The 12,368-nt window shown below is 63.9% G+C and carries 11 protein-coding genes; 5 read left to right on the plus strand and 6 right to left on the minus strand.

The features are described from left to right. Nucleotides 1-204 precede the first annotated feature (204 nt). Nucleotides 205-1,617, plus strand: coding sequence for a nitronate monooxygenase family protein (locus GSQ89_RS18280; protein WP_158927832.1), 1,413 nt, complete (start codon nt 205-207; stop codon nt 1,615-1,617). 110 nt (nt 1,618-1,727) lie between these two features. Here the strand turns inward: GSQ89_RS18280 and GSQ89_RS18285 are convergent, their stop codons facing one another. Further along, nucleotides 1,728-3,323 carry a hypothetical protein gene (locus GSQ89_RS18285; protein WP_216856252.1) on the minus strand — a complete coding sequence of 532 codons (1,596 nt, stop codon included), beginning with the start codon at nt 3,321-3,323 and terminating at the stop codon, nt 1,728-1,730. 125 nt (nt 3,324-3,448) lie between these two features. On the opposite strand from GSQ89_RS18285, the gene GSQ89_RS18290 reads away from it, so the two are divergent. After that, nucleotides 3,449-3,685, plus strand: coding sequence for a hypothetical protein (locus GSQ89_RS18290; RefSeq protein WP_158927836.1), 237 nt, complete (start codon nt 3,449-3,451; stop codon nt 3,683-3,685). A gap of 6 nt (nt 3,686-3,691) precedes the next feature. Here the strand turns inward: GSQ89_RS18290 and acnA are convergent, their stop codons facing one another. Further along, a complete protein-coding gene (acnA, locus tag GSQ89_RS18295; RefSeq protein WP_158927838.1) occupies nt 3,692-6,388 on the minus strand; it encodes an aconitate hydratase AcnA in 2,697 nt (898 codons plus the stop codon). Nucleotides 6,389-6,542: 154 nt separating this feature from the next. Here acnA and ccmA point away from each other — a divergent pair, with 154 nt between their 5' ends. Continuing rightward, nucleotides 6,543-7,154, plus strand: a complete 612-nt coding sequence (gene ccmA, locus GSQ89_RS18300) for a heme ABC exporter ATP-binding protein CcmA (protein WP_174254894.1) — start codon at nt 6,543-6,545, stop codon at nt 7,152-7,154. Continuing rightward, nucleotides 7,154-7,819, plus strand: a complete 666-nt coding sequence (gene ccmB / locus GSQ89_RS18305; protein WP_158927840.1) for a heme exporter protein CcmB — start codon at nt 7,154-7,156, stop codon at nt 7,817-7,819. Before ccmA ends, ccmB begins: the two co-directional genes overlap by 1 nt. Nucleotides 7,820-7,889: 70 nt before the next feature. Here ccmB and mnmE read toward each other — a convergent pair whose 3' ends face one another. The 4 genes from mnmE to GSQ89_RS18325 all read right to left on the minus strand — a co-directional run bounded on the left by mnmE (nt 7,890) and on the right by GSQ89_RS18325 (nt 12,024). Continuing rightward, nucleotides 7,890-9,176 carry a tRNA uridine-5-carboxymethylaminomethyl(34) synthesis GTPase MnmE gene (mnmE, locus tag GSQ89_RS18310; protein ID WP_158927842.1) on the minus strand — a complete coding sequence of 429 codons (1,287 nt, stop codon included), beginning with the start codon at nt 9,174-9,176 and terminating at the stop codon, nt 7,890-7,892. A gap of 302 nt (nt 9,177-9,478) precedes the next feature. After that, nucleotides 9,479-10,153, minus strand: coding sequence for a 3-oxoacid CoA-transferase subunit B (locus tag GSQ89_RS18315; protein WP_254073266.1), 675 nt, complete (start codon nt 10,151-10,153; stop codon nt 9,479-9,481). After that, nucleotides 10,150-10,890 (minus strand): CoA transferase subunit A, encoded by a 741-nt coding sequence (locus tag GSQ89_RS18320; RefSeq protein ID WP_158927844.1) that lies wholly within the window; start codon nt 10,888-10,890, stop codon nt 10,150-10,152. Before GSQ89_RS18320 ends, GSQ89_RS18315 begins: the two co-directional genes overlap by 4 nt. Nucleotides 10,891-10,956: 66 nt before the next feature. Next, nucleotides 10,957-12,024, minus strand: a complete 1,068-nt coding sequence (locus GSQ89_RS18325; RefSeq protein WP_158927846.1) for an LLM class flavin-dependent oxidoreductase — start codon at nt 12,022-12,024, stop codon at nt 10,957-10,959. A gap of 17 nt (nt 12,025-12,041) precedes the next feature. Between GSQ89_RS18325 and GSQ89_RS38550 the strand changes: the two genes are divergently transcribed. Next, nucleotides 12,042-12,368 (plus strand): hypothetical protein (locus GSQ89_RS38550; RefSeq protein WP_216856253.1); only part of this gene is annotated, 327 nt, incomplete at its 3' end.

Consider the following 12,368-nt stretch of genomic DNA (forward strand, 5'->3'; position numbering starts at 1 on the left):
CGCCCCTGAGGGCGAGCAGCAACCGGTGATCGGCGACTGAACCAGACAACAATCTGGCTCGTAATAACACGTAAACGCTTGCATCCTTCAGCGGGCGGCTTATCGGTTCGCCGATAGGCCGCCCCTGACGGAGCATAAAAACACGGGGTCGTAGGGACCCCACAGGCTTCCCGGGGGGATTGGCCTTACGAGGGACATACGGCCATGCGAGCGATCAACGCGATACGGATGGGCGGGGTTGACGTCCTGCCTCTGGTGGAAGGCGGCAAAGGCGTTTCCATCTCCAACGGGCTTTCCGCCGGCAACTGGGCGCTGGCCGGCGGCGTCGGCACGTTCAGCGCGGTCAACGCCGACAGCTTCGACGTGAACGGCCGGGCGATTCCGCAAGTCTATCACGGTCGCACCAGGCGGGAGCGGCACGAGGAACTGGTCAGCTACGCCATCCAGGGCGCCCTGACACAAGCCAGGCGCGCGTGGGAGGTGACCGGCGGCAAGGGCCGCATCCACGCCAACATCCTGTGGGAGATGGGCGCGGCCGAACGCATCATCACCGAAGTGCTGGAGCAGGCGAAAGGCCTGATCCACGGCATCACCTGCGGCGCCGGCATGCCCTATCGGCTTTCCGACATCGCCGCCAGATTCAACGTCTACTACTATCCCATTATTTCGTCGGCCCGAGCCTTCAACGCGCTGTGGAAGCGCGCCTATTCCAAGACCGCGGAACTGCTCGGTGGCGTCGTCTACGAAGACCCCTGGCTCGCCGGCGGTCATAACGGCCTGTCGAACGGTGAGGACCCGCTGCGGCCGGAAGATCCCCTGCCCCGGGTCATGGCGCTTCGCAAAGTCATGCGCGACTTCGGGCTGCACGAAACCCCGATCATCATGGCCGGCGGCGTCTGGTGCCTGGAAGAATGGGAAAGCTGGATCGACAACCCAGATCTTGGCCCGGTCGCCTTCCAATTCGGCACCCGTCCCCTGCTGACCCAGGAAAGCCCGATCGGCAACGCCTGGAAGCAGCGCCTGCTGACATTGAAGGAAGGCGACGTCTTCCTCAACCGCTTCAGCCCAACCGGCTTCTATTCCAGCGCCGTCAGCAACGGGTTCCTCGCCGAACTGCGCGAACGCAGCGAACGCCAGGTCGCCTTCACGACGGAAACCATCGGCGAGCATGTCGCCGAATACGGCGTCGGCCCGCGCAAGCGCATTGTCTACCTGACCTATGCCGACCGCGAGCGTGCCCTGGCCTGGGAACGGCAAGGCTTCACCGATGCCCTGCGCACACCCGATTCGACGCTGATCTTCGTGACGCCGGAAAAGGCCCGGGAAATCCTGGAGGACCAGACCGCCTGCATGGGCTGCCTGAGTTCCTGCCGCTTCTCCAACTGGGCGCAGCATGAGCCGGACTACACCAATGGCAAGAAGGCTGATCCGCGCAGCTTCTGCATCCAGAAGACGCTGCAGGACATCGCGCATGAAAGCGACGAACCGGCGGCGGTGGAACGCAACCTGATGTTCAGCGGACACAATGCCTACCGCTTCGGCAAGGATCCGTTCTATTCGAGCGGCTTCATCCCGACGGTAAAGCAGTTGATGGAGCGGTTGCTGACCGGACGGTAGCGCCACCCGCGTGCAATGGCTGGCCGTCTGTTCCCGGCGTCAGTCGAAATTAGCCCGGCCCAGCCAGGGTTCGCTGGCGGCTCCACGTCAGCGACAGAATGGCGCCGGGGTCATCTCGTTGTCCCTTCGCCAAATGCCTCGACGCGATGCCAGAGTACCCAGTGGTCGGTTTCTTCAACGACAGTGAAATGCGAGCGCAACGCCGAACCGTAAATCCGCATAAGACCGAGGATATTGCCTTTTTCCACGCTATCCTGGCCCTCTCGGGTATATTTACGGACCATCACATACGATGCGTTGCCATAGAATCGTTCGGCGGTGGGATGCGCGGCGTCGCAAAAAACATAGTTGTAGGCGGTCGCGGCAAACCCGCCTCGCGGAGAGGGGCGATCGAGAAGATAGTTAAAGGGATTGAACTCATCAAAAGTGAGAACGCCGTCGCGGGGCCCTGAATGCCGGCGGAGCAACGCCAGGCCGTCGTTCAATGCCTCGACGTATTCCACCCCCATGATCCCGGTTTTCATCGACCCCCTCGCCGTGCCAAAAACCAGGTCGGCACCGCGTTCCGGGGATGCCAGGGAGACGTCGACTCGTTGGAGCTTGGGCCACTCCAGGGCGGCGCTTGCCAGCGACATTACGTTTCTAATACAAAACGGCAAGACGCAAAGCCCCACCAGCAACATCCTGGGAAAGTTCGACGAAAAGCCCGGCCATTTCATGGCTTTTCCAGTCGCCAGTGGCGTAGCGGCCAGCACAATCGCCGCATAACCGTTTAACGGAAACGTTTCGACCTGCTGGTTCGAGATGAAGAGAAGATACCCTGCCCCGACCGTCAGCAACGCGAATAAAATCCACCGAAACCGCGATGCGCGATCGACTGCCGGTTCCCCGCTGAACAGCGAACCGGCAAAAATGAAAATAATAACGCCTTGAACCAAATCGAGAATACCCACAGGGCGCAATGGCTCCAGGGACACTCGGCGTGCCGTGGCGGCTGTCGCGAGATCGCGCAACATGTCGATCACGTCGAACCTCAAGTAACACATGACAATCACTGTCAATGTTATGAAGCCGCCACACAGGCCAAGAAACCGTCGCCGCAAATCGCCGGCGCCGGCACCAGCACAAATCGCCAGGACAGCGACGAACGGAATCGCGACCATCGCATAGCTGATCTTGAGAAACGCTAGCAGCCCCACCGCGATGCCGGTGGAAATCGCCCCGCCCGTGCCGTGTCGAACCCCCGCCCGCGCCGCCAGCGCATGCGCGGCGCACTCCATCATCACGATACCGAACAACGCATAGCCATAGCGATTGTAGAGCATGGCATAGCCGAAATCGACCGGATTGTTCCCAATAGGGAACGGTGCGGCTATCAGAAGAACGGTGTAAATGCCGACCGCGCATGCGCTCACGGACGATCCTCGGCTTCGGACGATCAGAAACGCCCAAATGGCGAGCAAAGCGCCGAACAGGGCATTCGCGTAACCAAGCCCGGCCGGTCGCAGTCCGGACAACATCAGACCGGTGGCGTCGATCAGATACATGATCGGGCCCCAGGCGGACGAAAAATCCCCACCAGGGACCTGCCCTAGAACGACCCGATATGCGTTGTCGAGCAAGAAGAATATGTCGTGCGTAAAACTGCCCAACGGGCCGGCAACGCCGATGAACACAGAAAGCCCACACACCGCAGCCAGCGCCACGACGAAGACCACATCGCTCCGGCGCAATTGCGAAAACCCGAAAACGCCTCCCCGATCCGCGGCCAGGCCCGACCGATCGTCGCCCCCGGCGGACAGCGGCGGTGTCTCTAGCATGGCGCAATTCCTTGCTGTCGGCCATCTACCAGCAAATTGGGAGTTCCCGGACGCTGCTGGGAGCGTTTGACGTTTCCGACGGCCTGCCCCGCCTGTTCATCGACGAACCCTCGCATCGTGAACTGCCAAGCCGCATGCATGTGATAGACGGCCTATACCAAAAAATCGCTCTCAGGGGCCAAGGTCACGATCAAAAAAGGCAAGGCGAGCATCATCTGCCCGCCCCCCTTTCCGGCTCAATTCCTTGAAGACGATCAGGCCGCGGCAGCCATCCCACGCAACACGTACTGCAAGATGCCACCGTTCTGGTAGTACGCCACCTCATCCACCGTATCGATCCGGCACGTCACCGGCACGGTATCGACCTTGCCGTCCGGACGATGGATCACCAGCGACAGGTCCATCCGCGGTGTGATCGCCTTGTCGAGCCCGGTGATGTCGATGATTTCCTCACCCGTCAGGCCCAGCGACTTGCGGTCGGTGCCTTCCTTGAACGTCAGCGGCAGGACGCCCATGCCAACAAGATTCGACCGATGGATACGCTCGAAACTTTCGACGATGACCGCCTTCACGCCGAGCAGGAAGGTTCCCTTCGCCGCCCAGTCGCGCGACGATCCGGTGCCGTATTCCTTGCCGCCGAAGATCACCAGCGGAACGCCTTCCTTCTTGTAGAGCATCGCCGCGTCATAGATCGGCATCTCCTTGCCATCAGGCAGATGCTTGGTCATGCCGCCTTCGACATTCTTCAGCATCTCATTGCGGATACGGATGTTGGCGAAGGTGCCGCGCATCATGATCTCATGATTGCCGCGCCGCGCGCCGTAGCTGTTGAAGTTGGCCTGGGTCACCTGCCGCTCGCCCAGGTACTCACCCGCCGGTGACGCCTTTCGGATCGAACCCGCCGGGCTGATATGGTCGGTGGTGATGCTGTCGCCCAGCTCCGCCAGAACACGGGCGCCGGTGACATCGCCAACAGGAGCCGGCTCCATCGTCATGCCATCGAAGTAGGGCGGGTTCTTGACGTAGGTGGACCCATCGTTCCAGCGATAGGTGGCATTGTCGCCGTCGACTTCGATCGCCTGCCACTGCTTCGGACCCTTGAACACCTCGCCATAGCGCTTCAGGAACTGGTCACGCGACAGGCTGATCGCGATGACGTCGGCGATTTCCTTGTTCGTCGGCCACACGTCGCGCAGATACACCGGCTGCCCGTCGGTGCCGATGCCCAGCGGCTCCGTCGTGATGTCGAGCGTCACCTTGCCCAACAGCGCGTAGGCCACCACCAGCGGCGGCGACGCCAGGTAGTTCGCCCGCACGTTGGCATGCACCCGGCCCTCGAAATTGCGGTTGCCGGAAATCACCGCCGCGCCGACCAGCCGGTTGTCCTCGATCGCATCGACGATGGCGTCTTCCAGCGGGCCGGAGTTGCCGATGCAGGTGGTGCAGCCATAACCCACCGTCTCGAACCCGATCGCGTCGAGGTCGGCGGTCAGCCCGGATTTGTCCAGATACTCGGTCACCACTTGCGATCCGGGCGCCAACGACGTCTTCACCCAGGGCTTCGGCTTCAGCCCCTTGGCGTGCGCCTTCCGCGCCACCAGGCCGGCGGCGACCAGCACCGAGGGGTTGGAGGTATTGGTGCAGGATGTAATCGCCGCGATCACCACGTCGCCGTGGGTCAGTTCGTAATTCTTGCCCTCGACCTTGACCGATGTCCCGGTCTCGTTCGCCGGCACGCCCAGGCTCTTGGTCAGGTCGGACTTGAAGCTGGTGGCGATATCCTTCAGCAGCACCCGGTCCTGTGGCCGCTTCGGTCCCGCCATGCTGGGCTGCACCGTGGACAGGTCCAGTTCCAGCGTGTCCGTGAAAATCGGGTCGGGCCTGCCGGGTTCATGGAACATGCCCTGAGCCTTGAGGTAAGCCTCGACCAGCGCGATGCGATGGGTGTCACGGCCGGACAGGTGCAGATAGTCCAGGGCGATCTTGTCCACCGGGAAGAAGCCGCAGGTAGCGCCGTATTCCGGGGCCATGTTGCCGATGGTGGCACGATCCGGCAGGCCCAGAGAATCCAGGCCCGGACCGTAGAACTCGACGAATTTGCCGACCACGCCCTTCTTGCGCAGCATCTGCGTAACTGTCAGCACCAGGTCGGTGGCCGTCACGCCCTCGGCGGTCTTCCCTGTCAGGCGGAAGCCGATCACATCGGGGATCAGCATGGCGATGGGCTGCCCCAGCATGGCGGCTTCGGCCTCGATGCCGCCGACGCCCCAGCCCAGGATGCCCAGGCCGTTGACCATCGTCGTGTGGCTGTCGGTGCCATAAAGCGTGTCGGGATAGGCGAAGGTCGTCCCACCATTGGTGGACGTCCAGACGCATTGCCCCAGGTATTCCAGGTTCACCTGGTGGCAGATCCCCGTGCCGGGCGGCACAACCCGGAAATTGTCGAACGCGTCCTGGCCCCAGCGCAGGAACTTGTAGCGCTCCTCATTCCGCTCAAACTCGATATCGACGTTCTTTTGCAGCGCATCCGCTCGGCCGAACACGTCCACCATCACCGAGTGGTCGATCACCAGGTCGACCGGCACCAGCGGATTGACCTTCTGGGGGTTGCCACCGAGCTTGGTGAGACCGTCGCGCATGGCGGCGAGGTCGACGACCGCCGGCACGCCGGTGAAATCCTGCAGCAGGATGCGGGCGGGCTTGAACGGCACTTCCTTGGTGGACGACGCCTTTTCCAGCCAGCCGGCGATCGCCTTCGCATCATCGACTTTGTAGCTACGGCCGTCCTCGAACCGCAGGGCGTTCTCCAGCAGGACCTTCAGGCAGACCGGCAGCCGTGAGATGTCGCCCAGGGTCTTCGCCGCTTCGGGCAACGAAAAATAGTCGTACGCTTTTCCTTCGACGGTGAGTGTGCGGCGTGATTTGATTGTATCGTGCCCGACTGCGGTCATGCGCCCATTACGCCCCGGTTCGCGGGGTGCCTTCCGTTATGGCGGCGTGGGGTGGCGAACACGCCGCGGATGAAATATTCCCAAGGGCGGGCTTTAACCACACCGGCCCCCGGTCGTCCATCGGGGTTCGTCCATCGGGCTTGTGCGGCGCGGCATGGATTGGGGGATAAACGTGCTAGCGGCCGAGGATATCGCGGTGTTCCGGGGGGAGAGGCTGGTCCTCCACGATTTGTCGTTCACCGTGCCGTCCGGTGGAGCCTTGGTGCTGGCTGGGCCGAACGGGTCCGGCAAATCGACGCTTCTGCGATTGCTCGCGGGCCTGGTGCGGCCGGCGGCTGGCCGGGTGCTGTGGGATGGGGCCGATGCCCTTGGCGATCTGGCGGGACACGGACGGCGCGTGGCATATGTCGGACACCAGGACGCGGTGAAGCCGGGACTGACGGTGATGGAGAACCTGCATTTCGCCGCTTCGGCATCCGACCGGCCGATCGCCGCGGCGCTGTCGGCGCTAGGGTTGCAGGCATTGGCCGAACTGCCGGCACGGATGCTCTCGGCGGGCCAGAAGCGACGGCTGGCATTGTCGCGGCTGATGCTGTCCACCGCGCCGCTGTGGCTGCTGGATGAGCCGACATTGGGCCTGGACACCGGCTCGATCGAGCGGTTCGGAACGCTTTTGGCGGCGCATCGGGCCAGCGGCGGCATGGTGGTCGCGGCGACGCATGTACCGCTGCCGCTGCCGGATGCAGCCGGATTGCGACTGAGCTGATGCGGGTTTTCTGGGCGGTCCTGTCGCGCGACCTGCGGCTTTCGTTGCGGCACGGCGCGGATACACTGGCGGTACTGTTGTTCTTCCTGGTGACAGCATCGCTGTTCCCGCTGGCGATCGGCCCGGCGCCGGATACGTTGGGACGAATCGCGCCAGGCATTGTCTGGGTGTGCGCGCTGTTGGCGGCACTCTTGCCGTTGGACCGGCTGTTCGGGGCGGATCTGGAGGACGGCTCGCTGGATCTTCTGCTGCTGTCCGGCCTGCCGGCTTTTGGGATCGCCGCGGCGAAGGCGGCGTCACACTGGCTGGTGACCGGGATGCCGCTGCTGCTGGCCGCTGGCCCGGTCGCGATTATGCTGCGCATGCCGCAGGATGGCCTCCCGACGCTGCTGCTTGGTCTGTTGCTCGGCAGCCCGCTGTTGTCATTGTTCGGGACGATGGGGGCCTCGATCGTGCTTGGGGCTCGGCGGGGCGGCGTGCTGCTGCCGCTGCTGGTGCTGCCGCTTATAACGCCAGTGCTGATTTTCGGAGCGGCGGCGGCCGATGCGGCGACAGGCGGCCTTTCCCCCCGGCCGCACCTGCTGCTGTTGGGTGCGATGCTGGCGGCTGCCCTGCCACTATGCCCGCTCGCGGCCGGTGCGGGGCTGCGAGCAGCCGTAGAGTAAAAGCGCCGTCAGCAGCTCATGAAGTCGCGGCCTTGCTATCGAAATCGCGCCGCGCCGTGCGGCGGGGCGGCTATTTTCCGATACAGAACTTCGAGAACACCGTGTCGAGAATGTCCTCCACGCTGACATGACCGGTGATCCGGCCCAGCGCCCGCATCGCCAGCCGCAGGTCCTCGCCACGCAGCTCCGGCAGTTCAGCGTGTTCGGCGGCATCCAGGTGATCGGCCGCCTCCAGTAGGGCCGCCCGATGGCGGAACCGGGTCAACGGCGGCGGCCCGCTCGACTCCGTCATCTTGCGTGCTGCCTCGGCAAGCCGGGTGCGCAAGGCGTCCATCCCCAGGCCGGTTTTCGCGCTGATCCGCAACGCGCCATCGGGTCCCGGCAGGCCGAGGTCGGCTTTGTTAGCGATCAGGAGAGAGGCGGCCGTATCGCCGGGTGGCGACCCCGCCTCGACCACCGTCAGCACCAGATCGGCGTCCTCGGCCCGAGCGATGGCTCGGCGGACGCCTTCGGCTTCGATGCTGTCGGTCGTTTCACGCAGCCCGGCCGTGTCCACCAGTGTCACCGGCACGCCGCCCAGTACCACCCGCGTTTCCAAAACATCACGCGTGGTGCCCGGAAATTCCGAAACGATCGCGACGTCCCGTTCCGCCAAAGCATTGATCAGCGTGGATTTGCCGACATTTGGCGCACCGGTGATGGCAAAGAACAATCCCTCGCGCAGCTTTTCCCCGCGCCCGGCGTCATTCAGATGCGTGCCAATCTCGGTTCGGACGACGTGCAGGGTCGTCACCAATTGATCTTCGACTTCCGGCGGCAGGTCCTCATCCGGAAAGTCGATCAGCGCCTCTTGATACGCAAGAATGCCGCGCAGCCGATCAGCCCAGTCCTGATACAGCGCCCCGAGTTCACCTTCGAGTTGCCGCAGCGCCTGCTTCCGCTGTGCCTCGGTCTCCGCCGCGACCAGGTCGTGAACCGCTTCCGCCTCCACCAGATCCATGCGGCCATTCAAGAACGCTCGCCGCGTGAACTCCCCTGGCTCCGCCGGGCGCAATCCGGCGTTCGTCAGCGCGGCCGCCACCCCGTCGATCACCGCCCGGCCGCCATGCACGTGCAATTCGGCACAATCCTCGCCGGTGTATGTGCCGGGCCCGGGCATCCACAGCACCAACGCATGGTCGAGCATTGCACCGGACGGATCGCGCAAGCGGCGGAGTGAGGCATGACGAGGGGCAGGCAAGGAGCCGCCGCACAACGCTGCCACCACAGCCCCCGTGGCGGGACCGCTCAGGCGTATGACCGCGATGGCGGCGCGGATGGAGCCGGAAGCAAGGGCGAAGACGGTGTCAGTAAACATGGCCGGGATGCTCGGTGCGGAAACGGGTGGCTGTCGGGTTTAGGCACACAGGAGCGTTACGTTCGAACCCCGAAAGTAAGGGCCGGTCCTATAAACCATTCGTTCACACATTACCGTCAAAAAGGAAAAGCCGGCGGAATGACCCGCCGGCTTCAACCTGGAGGAAGGGATGGATGAAACATCTTAACTTCCTGGCGCTATTGTTGGTGATCGTGACCATAAAAGTCAAGATCATCATCAGGAAACGCTAGGGGATCGGGCCGGTTCGTTCGCGGACCGGCCCACCCCAGGTCGATTGCTGGCTATCCCGAAATCGAAATCTCCCGCAGCCCATGCGTCACGGTCAGCATACCGCCGGTCGTCGCCCGAATTTCATCCACCGTCAGGCCGGGGGCGATCTCGCGCAGCAGAAAGCCCGTGCGGGTCGGCTCAAACAGGCCGTAATTGGTCGCCACCAGGGTTACGACGCCACGTGCCGTCACTGGCAGATCGCACGCGGTCACCAACCGGGCGCTGCCGTCGCGGGTCACGTGTTCCAGGATGATGAACACCCGTCTGGCGCAGGCCGCCAGGTCCATCGCGCCGCCGATCCCGCCGCCTTTCTGGCCCTTCAGCTTCCAGTTGGCGAAATCGCCGGTCATCGAGACCTGATAGGCCCCCATCACCGTCGCATCGATGTGCCCGCCACGGATCACGCCGAAACTATCTGCGTGGTGCACCACCGCCGCCCCGGGTTTCAGGGTCACATTCTGACCGCCGGCGTTGACCAGGTTCAGGTCCTCATGACCCTCAGCCGCGACACCGCCATAGCCGATGACACCGTTCTCGGAATGATACGTAATATCGCGATCGCCGATATCGGTGTTGGAGCACATCGTCGGGATGCCGACGCCCAGGTTGACGATCCAGCCGTCCTGGAATTCGCGCGCCACGCGGTCCGCCATCTGCTGGCGGTTCAGGCCTTTCGTTCCGCTCACCGCTTTCTCTCCTGCCGCTTGGTGGGCCACAACCCGTCAGGCGCCGGCGGCACCTGCACCAGCCGATGCACGTAGATACCAGCCGTATGGACGTCGTCGGGATCGATGCCGCCGGCGGCGATGATCGGTTCGTCGATCTCGGCGATGGTGACACGGGCGGCAGTCGCCATCACCGGACCGAAATTGCGCTGCGACCGATGAAACCGCAAATTGCCGGCCGTGTCCGCGGTGCGGGCTCGGATGAAGGCGTAATCGAGCGGCAGGGCGTATTCCAGCAGGTATTCGCGGCCGTTGATGACGCGGGTTTCGCGACCCTCGGCCAGTTCGGTGCCGACCGCGGTCGGGGTGTAGAACGCCGGGATGCCGGCCCCCGCGGCGCGCATCCGTTCGGCCAGCGTGCCTTGCGGCACCAGTTCGGCCTCGACTTCACCGGATTCGTAGTAGGGGGTGAACGGCAGCTTGTCGGTGGGGCGTGTGGCGGCGGTGAAGGCGCAGATCACCTTGGCGACCTGGCCGTTCTCCACCAGCATGCCGATATCGGGCATCCGGGGCTGTTGCGCGCCGCCGGTGGTGTTGGCCACCAGGGTCAGGCGCTTGGCACCTTGGTCCATTAATGCCTTGATCAGATTGAACGGTGTACCGGGCATGGCGAAGCCGCCAAACGCGATGGTGCTGCCATCGGGAATGTCGGCCACGGCCTCGGCAAAACTGCTTCGCAACTTGGTTTTCTGGGTCATCGCTCCCCACCCTTCGTGTCGGCCCGATCAAGGTTCAGGCACGCCGCCGTGTCAAGGGAAGTGAGCTCAGCCAAATGTTCGGCGGATACGGCCCCAATCCTCTATCGCATGCTCCTGGCCGGGCGGGATGGAGAACACCACCTGGTCGAAGCCCGCCTCCTTCAGCGCACCGATGCGCTGTGTCAGGTCAGCGGCGGCTCCGACAAACGTGGTGCGCCGGATCATTTCGGCTGTGATGAACGGGCGCTCATCAGGGCGGACGAACATCAGGTGGCCGCGATGGTTCGCCAGATAGTAGGCGTCCTTCGGCTCGAATGAACGAGCATGTTCGATGTAACCTTCGACCGACTCGGCGAATGCCGGCTGCATCGCCAGCGGGGTGGGGTGGGCGGCGAGTGCGGTGTCGGCGGCGCGGTGCAGCAGCGTTGCCGCACGTGGTCCGGCCAGCGCCATGCCGCGCGGGCCATCGACCGGTTCGCCGTCCTCCAGCACCGCACCACTGATCCAGGCGACCGCGGTCAGGTTGGTGGTCTGGCCGGCCGCCTGCCAGGTCGTCCGCATCTGAGCCAGCGACGCGGCGCCGCGTTCGGGATCGGCGACACCATCGATCCACGCGGCGCCCAGCTTCGCGGTCAGTGCCCTGGCCTTCGGGCCGGAAGCTGCGATGTAGGTGGGGATGGGATCGTCCGTGTTGATCAGCCCCAGTTCGGGGTTCAGCAGACGGATCTTGCGCTGTTTGCCTTCGATCGCGAGTTCGACGGTCTCGCCGCGCCACAACGCATGCACGACCTGAATGTATTCCTCCATGTCGGCCAGCTTCACCGCACCCAGACCCATCGTCCGGCGACCGGTGAAGCCGGTGCTGACGCCGAACACGATGCGCCCCGGCGCCAGCTTGTTCAGCGAGGCGAACGCCGTAGCAGCGACCGGGGCAATGCGGTTGGACGGGATCAGCACGCCGGTGCCAAGCTTGATGCGCGACGTCTTCATCGCCGCGGCGGTCATGGCAACGAAGGGATCGGCGCTCAACATCTGCGTATCGAAGAACCAGGCGTGGCCGAAGCCGAGTTCCTCGGCGCGCCGGACCAGGCGCCAGGAATCGGCCGCGGTTGGGATGGCAATGCCGAACTGCATGGATATGTCTTCCCTGTATGGCCGACGATGATGGCACGAGGCTACACATCGTCCGCCACCAGGCAACCCATGCGGTTTTTCAGGAGGCAGCCAGAACCTTCCGCCCCACGCGTGATCGGACAATTTTCGGTACCGAAACGGGTGCCTCGCCAACTTGTTTCGACGGCACGGGTTTCCACCACGCCACCGGCTTAGGTTCGGCTTTCCTTGGCACCGCCGTTCCCGCACGCGTGGCTTTTTTCACAGGGGCGGCCTTCCCGCCAACAGCCTTCAACACGGGTGCCGCCTTTTTTCGCGTCGTCGCCGGCGCTTTCTTTGCGGCGGGCGGCGCCACAACCCCCCCC

It is taken from the genome of Acidisphaera sp. S103 (assembly GCF_009765975.1).
Lineage (GTDB): Bacteria > Pseudomonadota > Alphaproteobacteria > Acetobacterales > Acetobacteraceae > Rhodopila.

What these genes read in the sequence shown, in the direction of transcription:
- ccmA (WP_174254894.1), top strand. Translation starts at nt 6,543, where the DNA reads ATGGATTGGGGGATAAACGTGCTAGCGGCCGAGGATATCGCGGTGTTC.
- mnmE (WP_158927842.1), bottom strand. Translation starts at nt 9,176, where the DNA reads ATGTTTACTGACACCGTCTTCGCCCTTGCTTCCGGCTCCATCCGCGCC.
- GSQ89_RS18320 (WP_158927844.1), bottom strand. Translation starts at nt 10,890, where the DNA reads ATGACCCAGAAAACCAAGTTGCGAAGCAGTTTTGCCGAGGCCGTGGCC.
- GSQ89_RS18280 (WP_158927832.1), top strand. Translation starts at nt 205, where the DNA reads ATGCGAGCGATCAACGCGATACGGATGGGCGGGGTTGACGTCCTGCCT.
- ccmB (WP_158927840.1), top strand. Translation starts at nt 7,154, where the DNA reads ATGCGGGTTTTCTGGGCGGTCCTGTCGCGCGACCTGCGGCTTTCGTTG.
- GSQ89_RS18325 (WP_158927846.1), bottom strand. Translation starts at nt 12,024, where the DNA reads ATGCAGTTCGGCATTGCCATCCCAACCGCGGCCGATTCCTGGCGCCTG.
- acnA (WP_158927838.1), bottom strand. Translation starts at nt 6,388, where the DNA reads ATGACCGCAGTCGGGCACGATACAATCAAATCACGCCGCACACTCACC.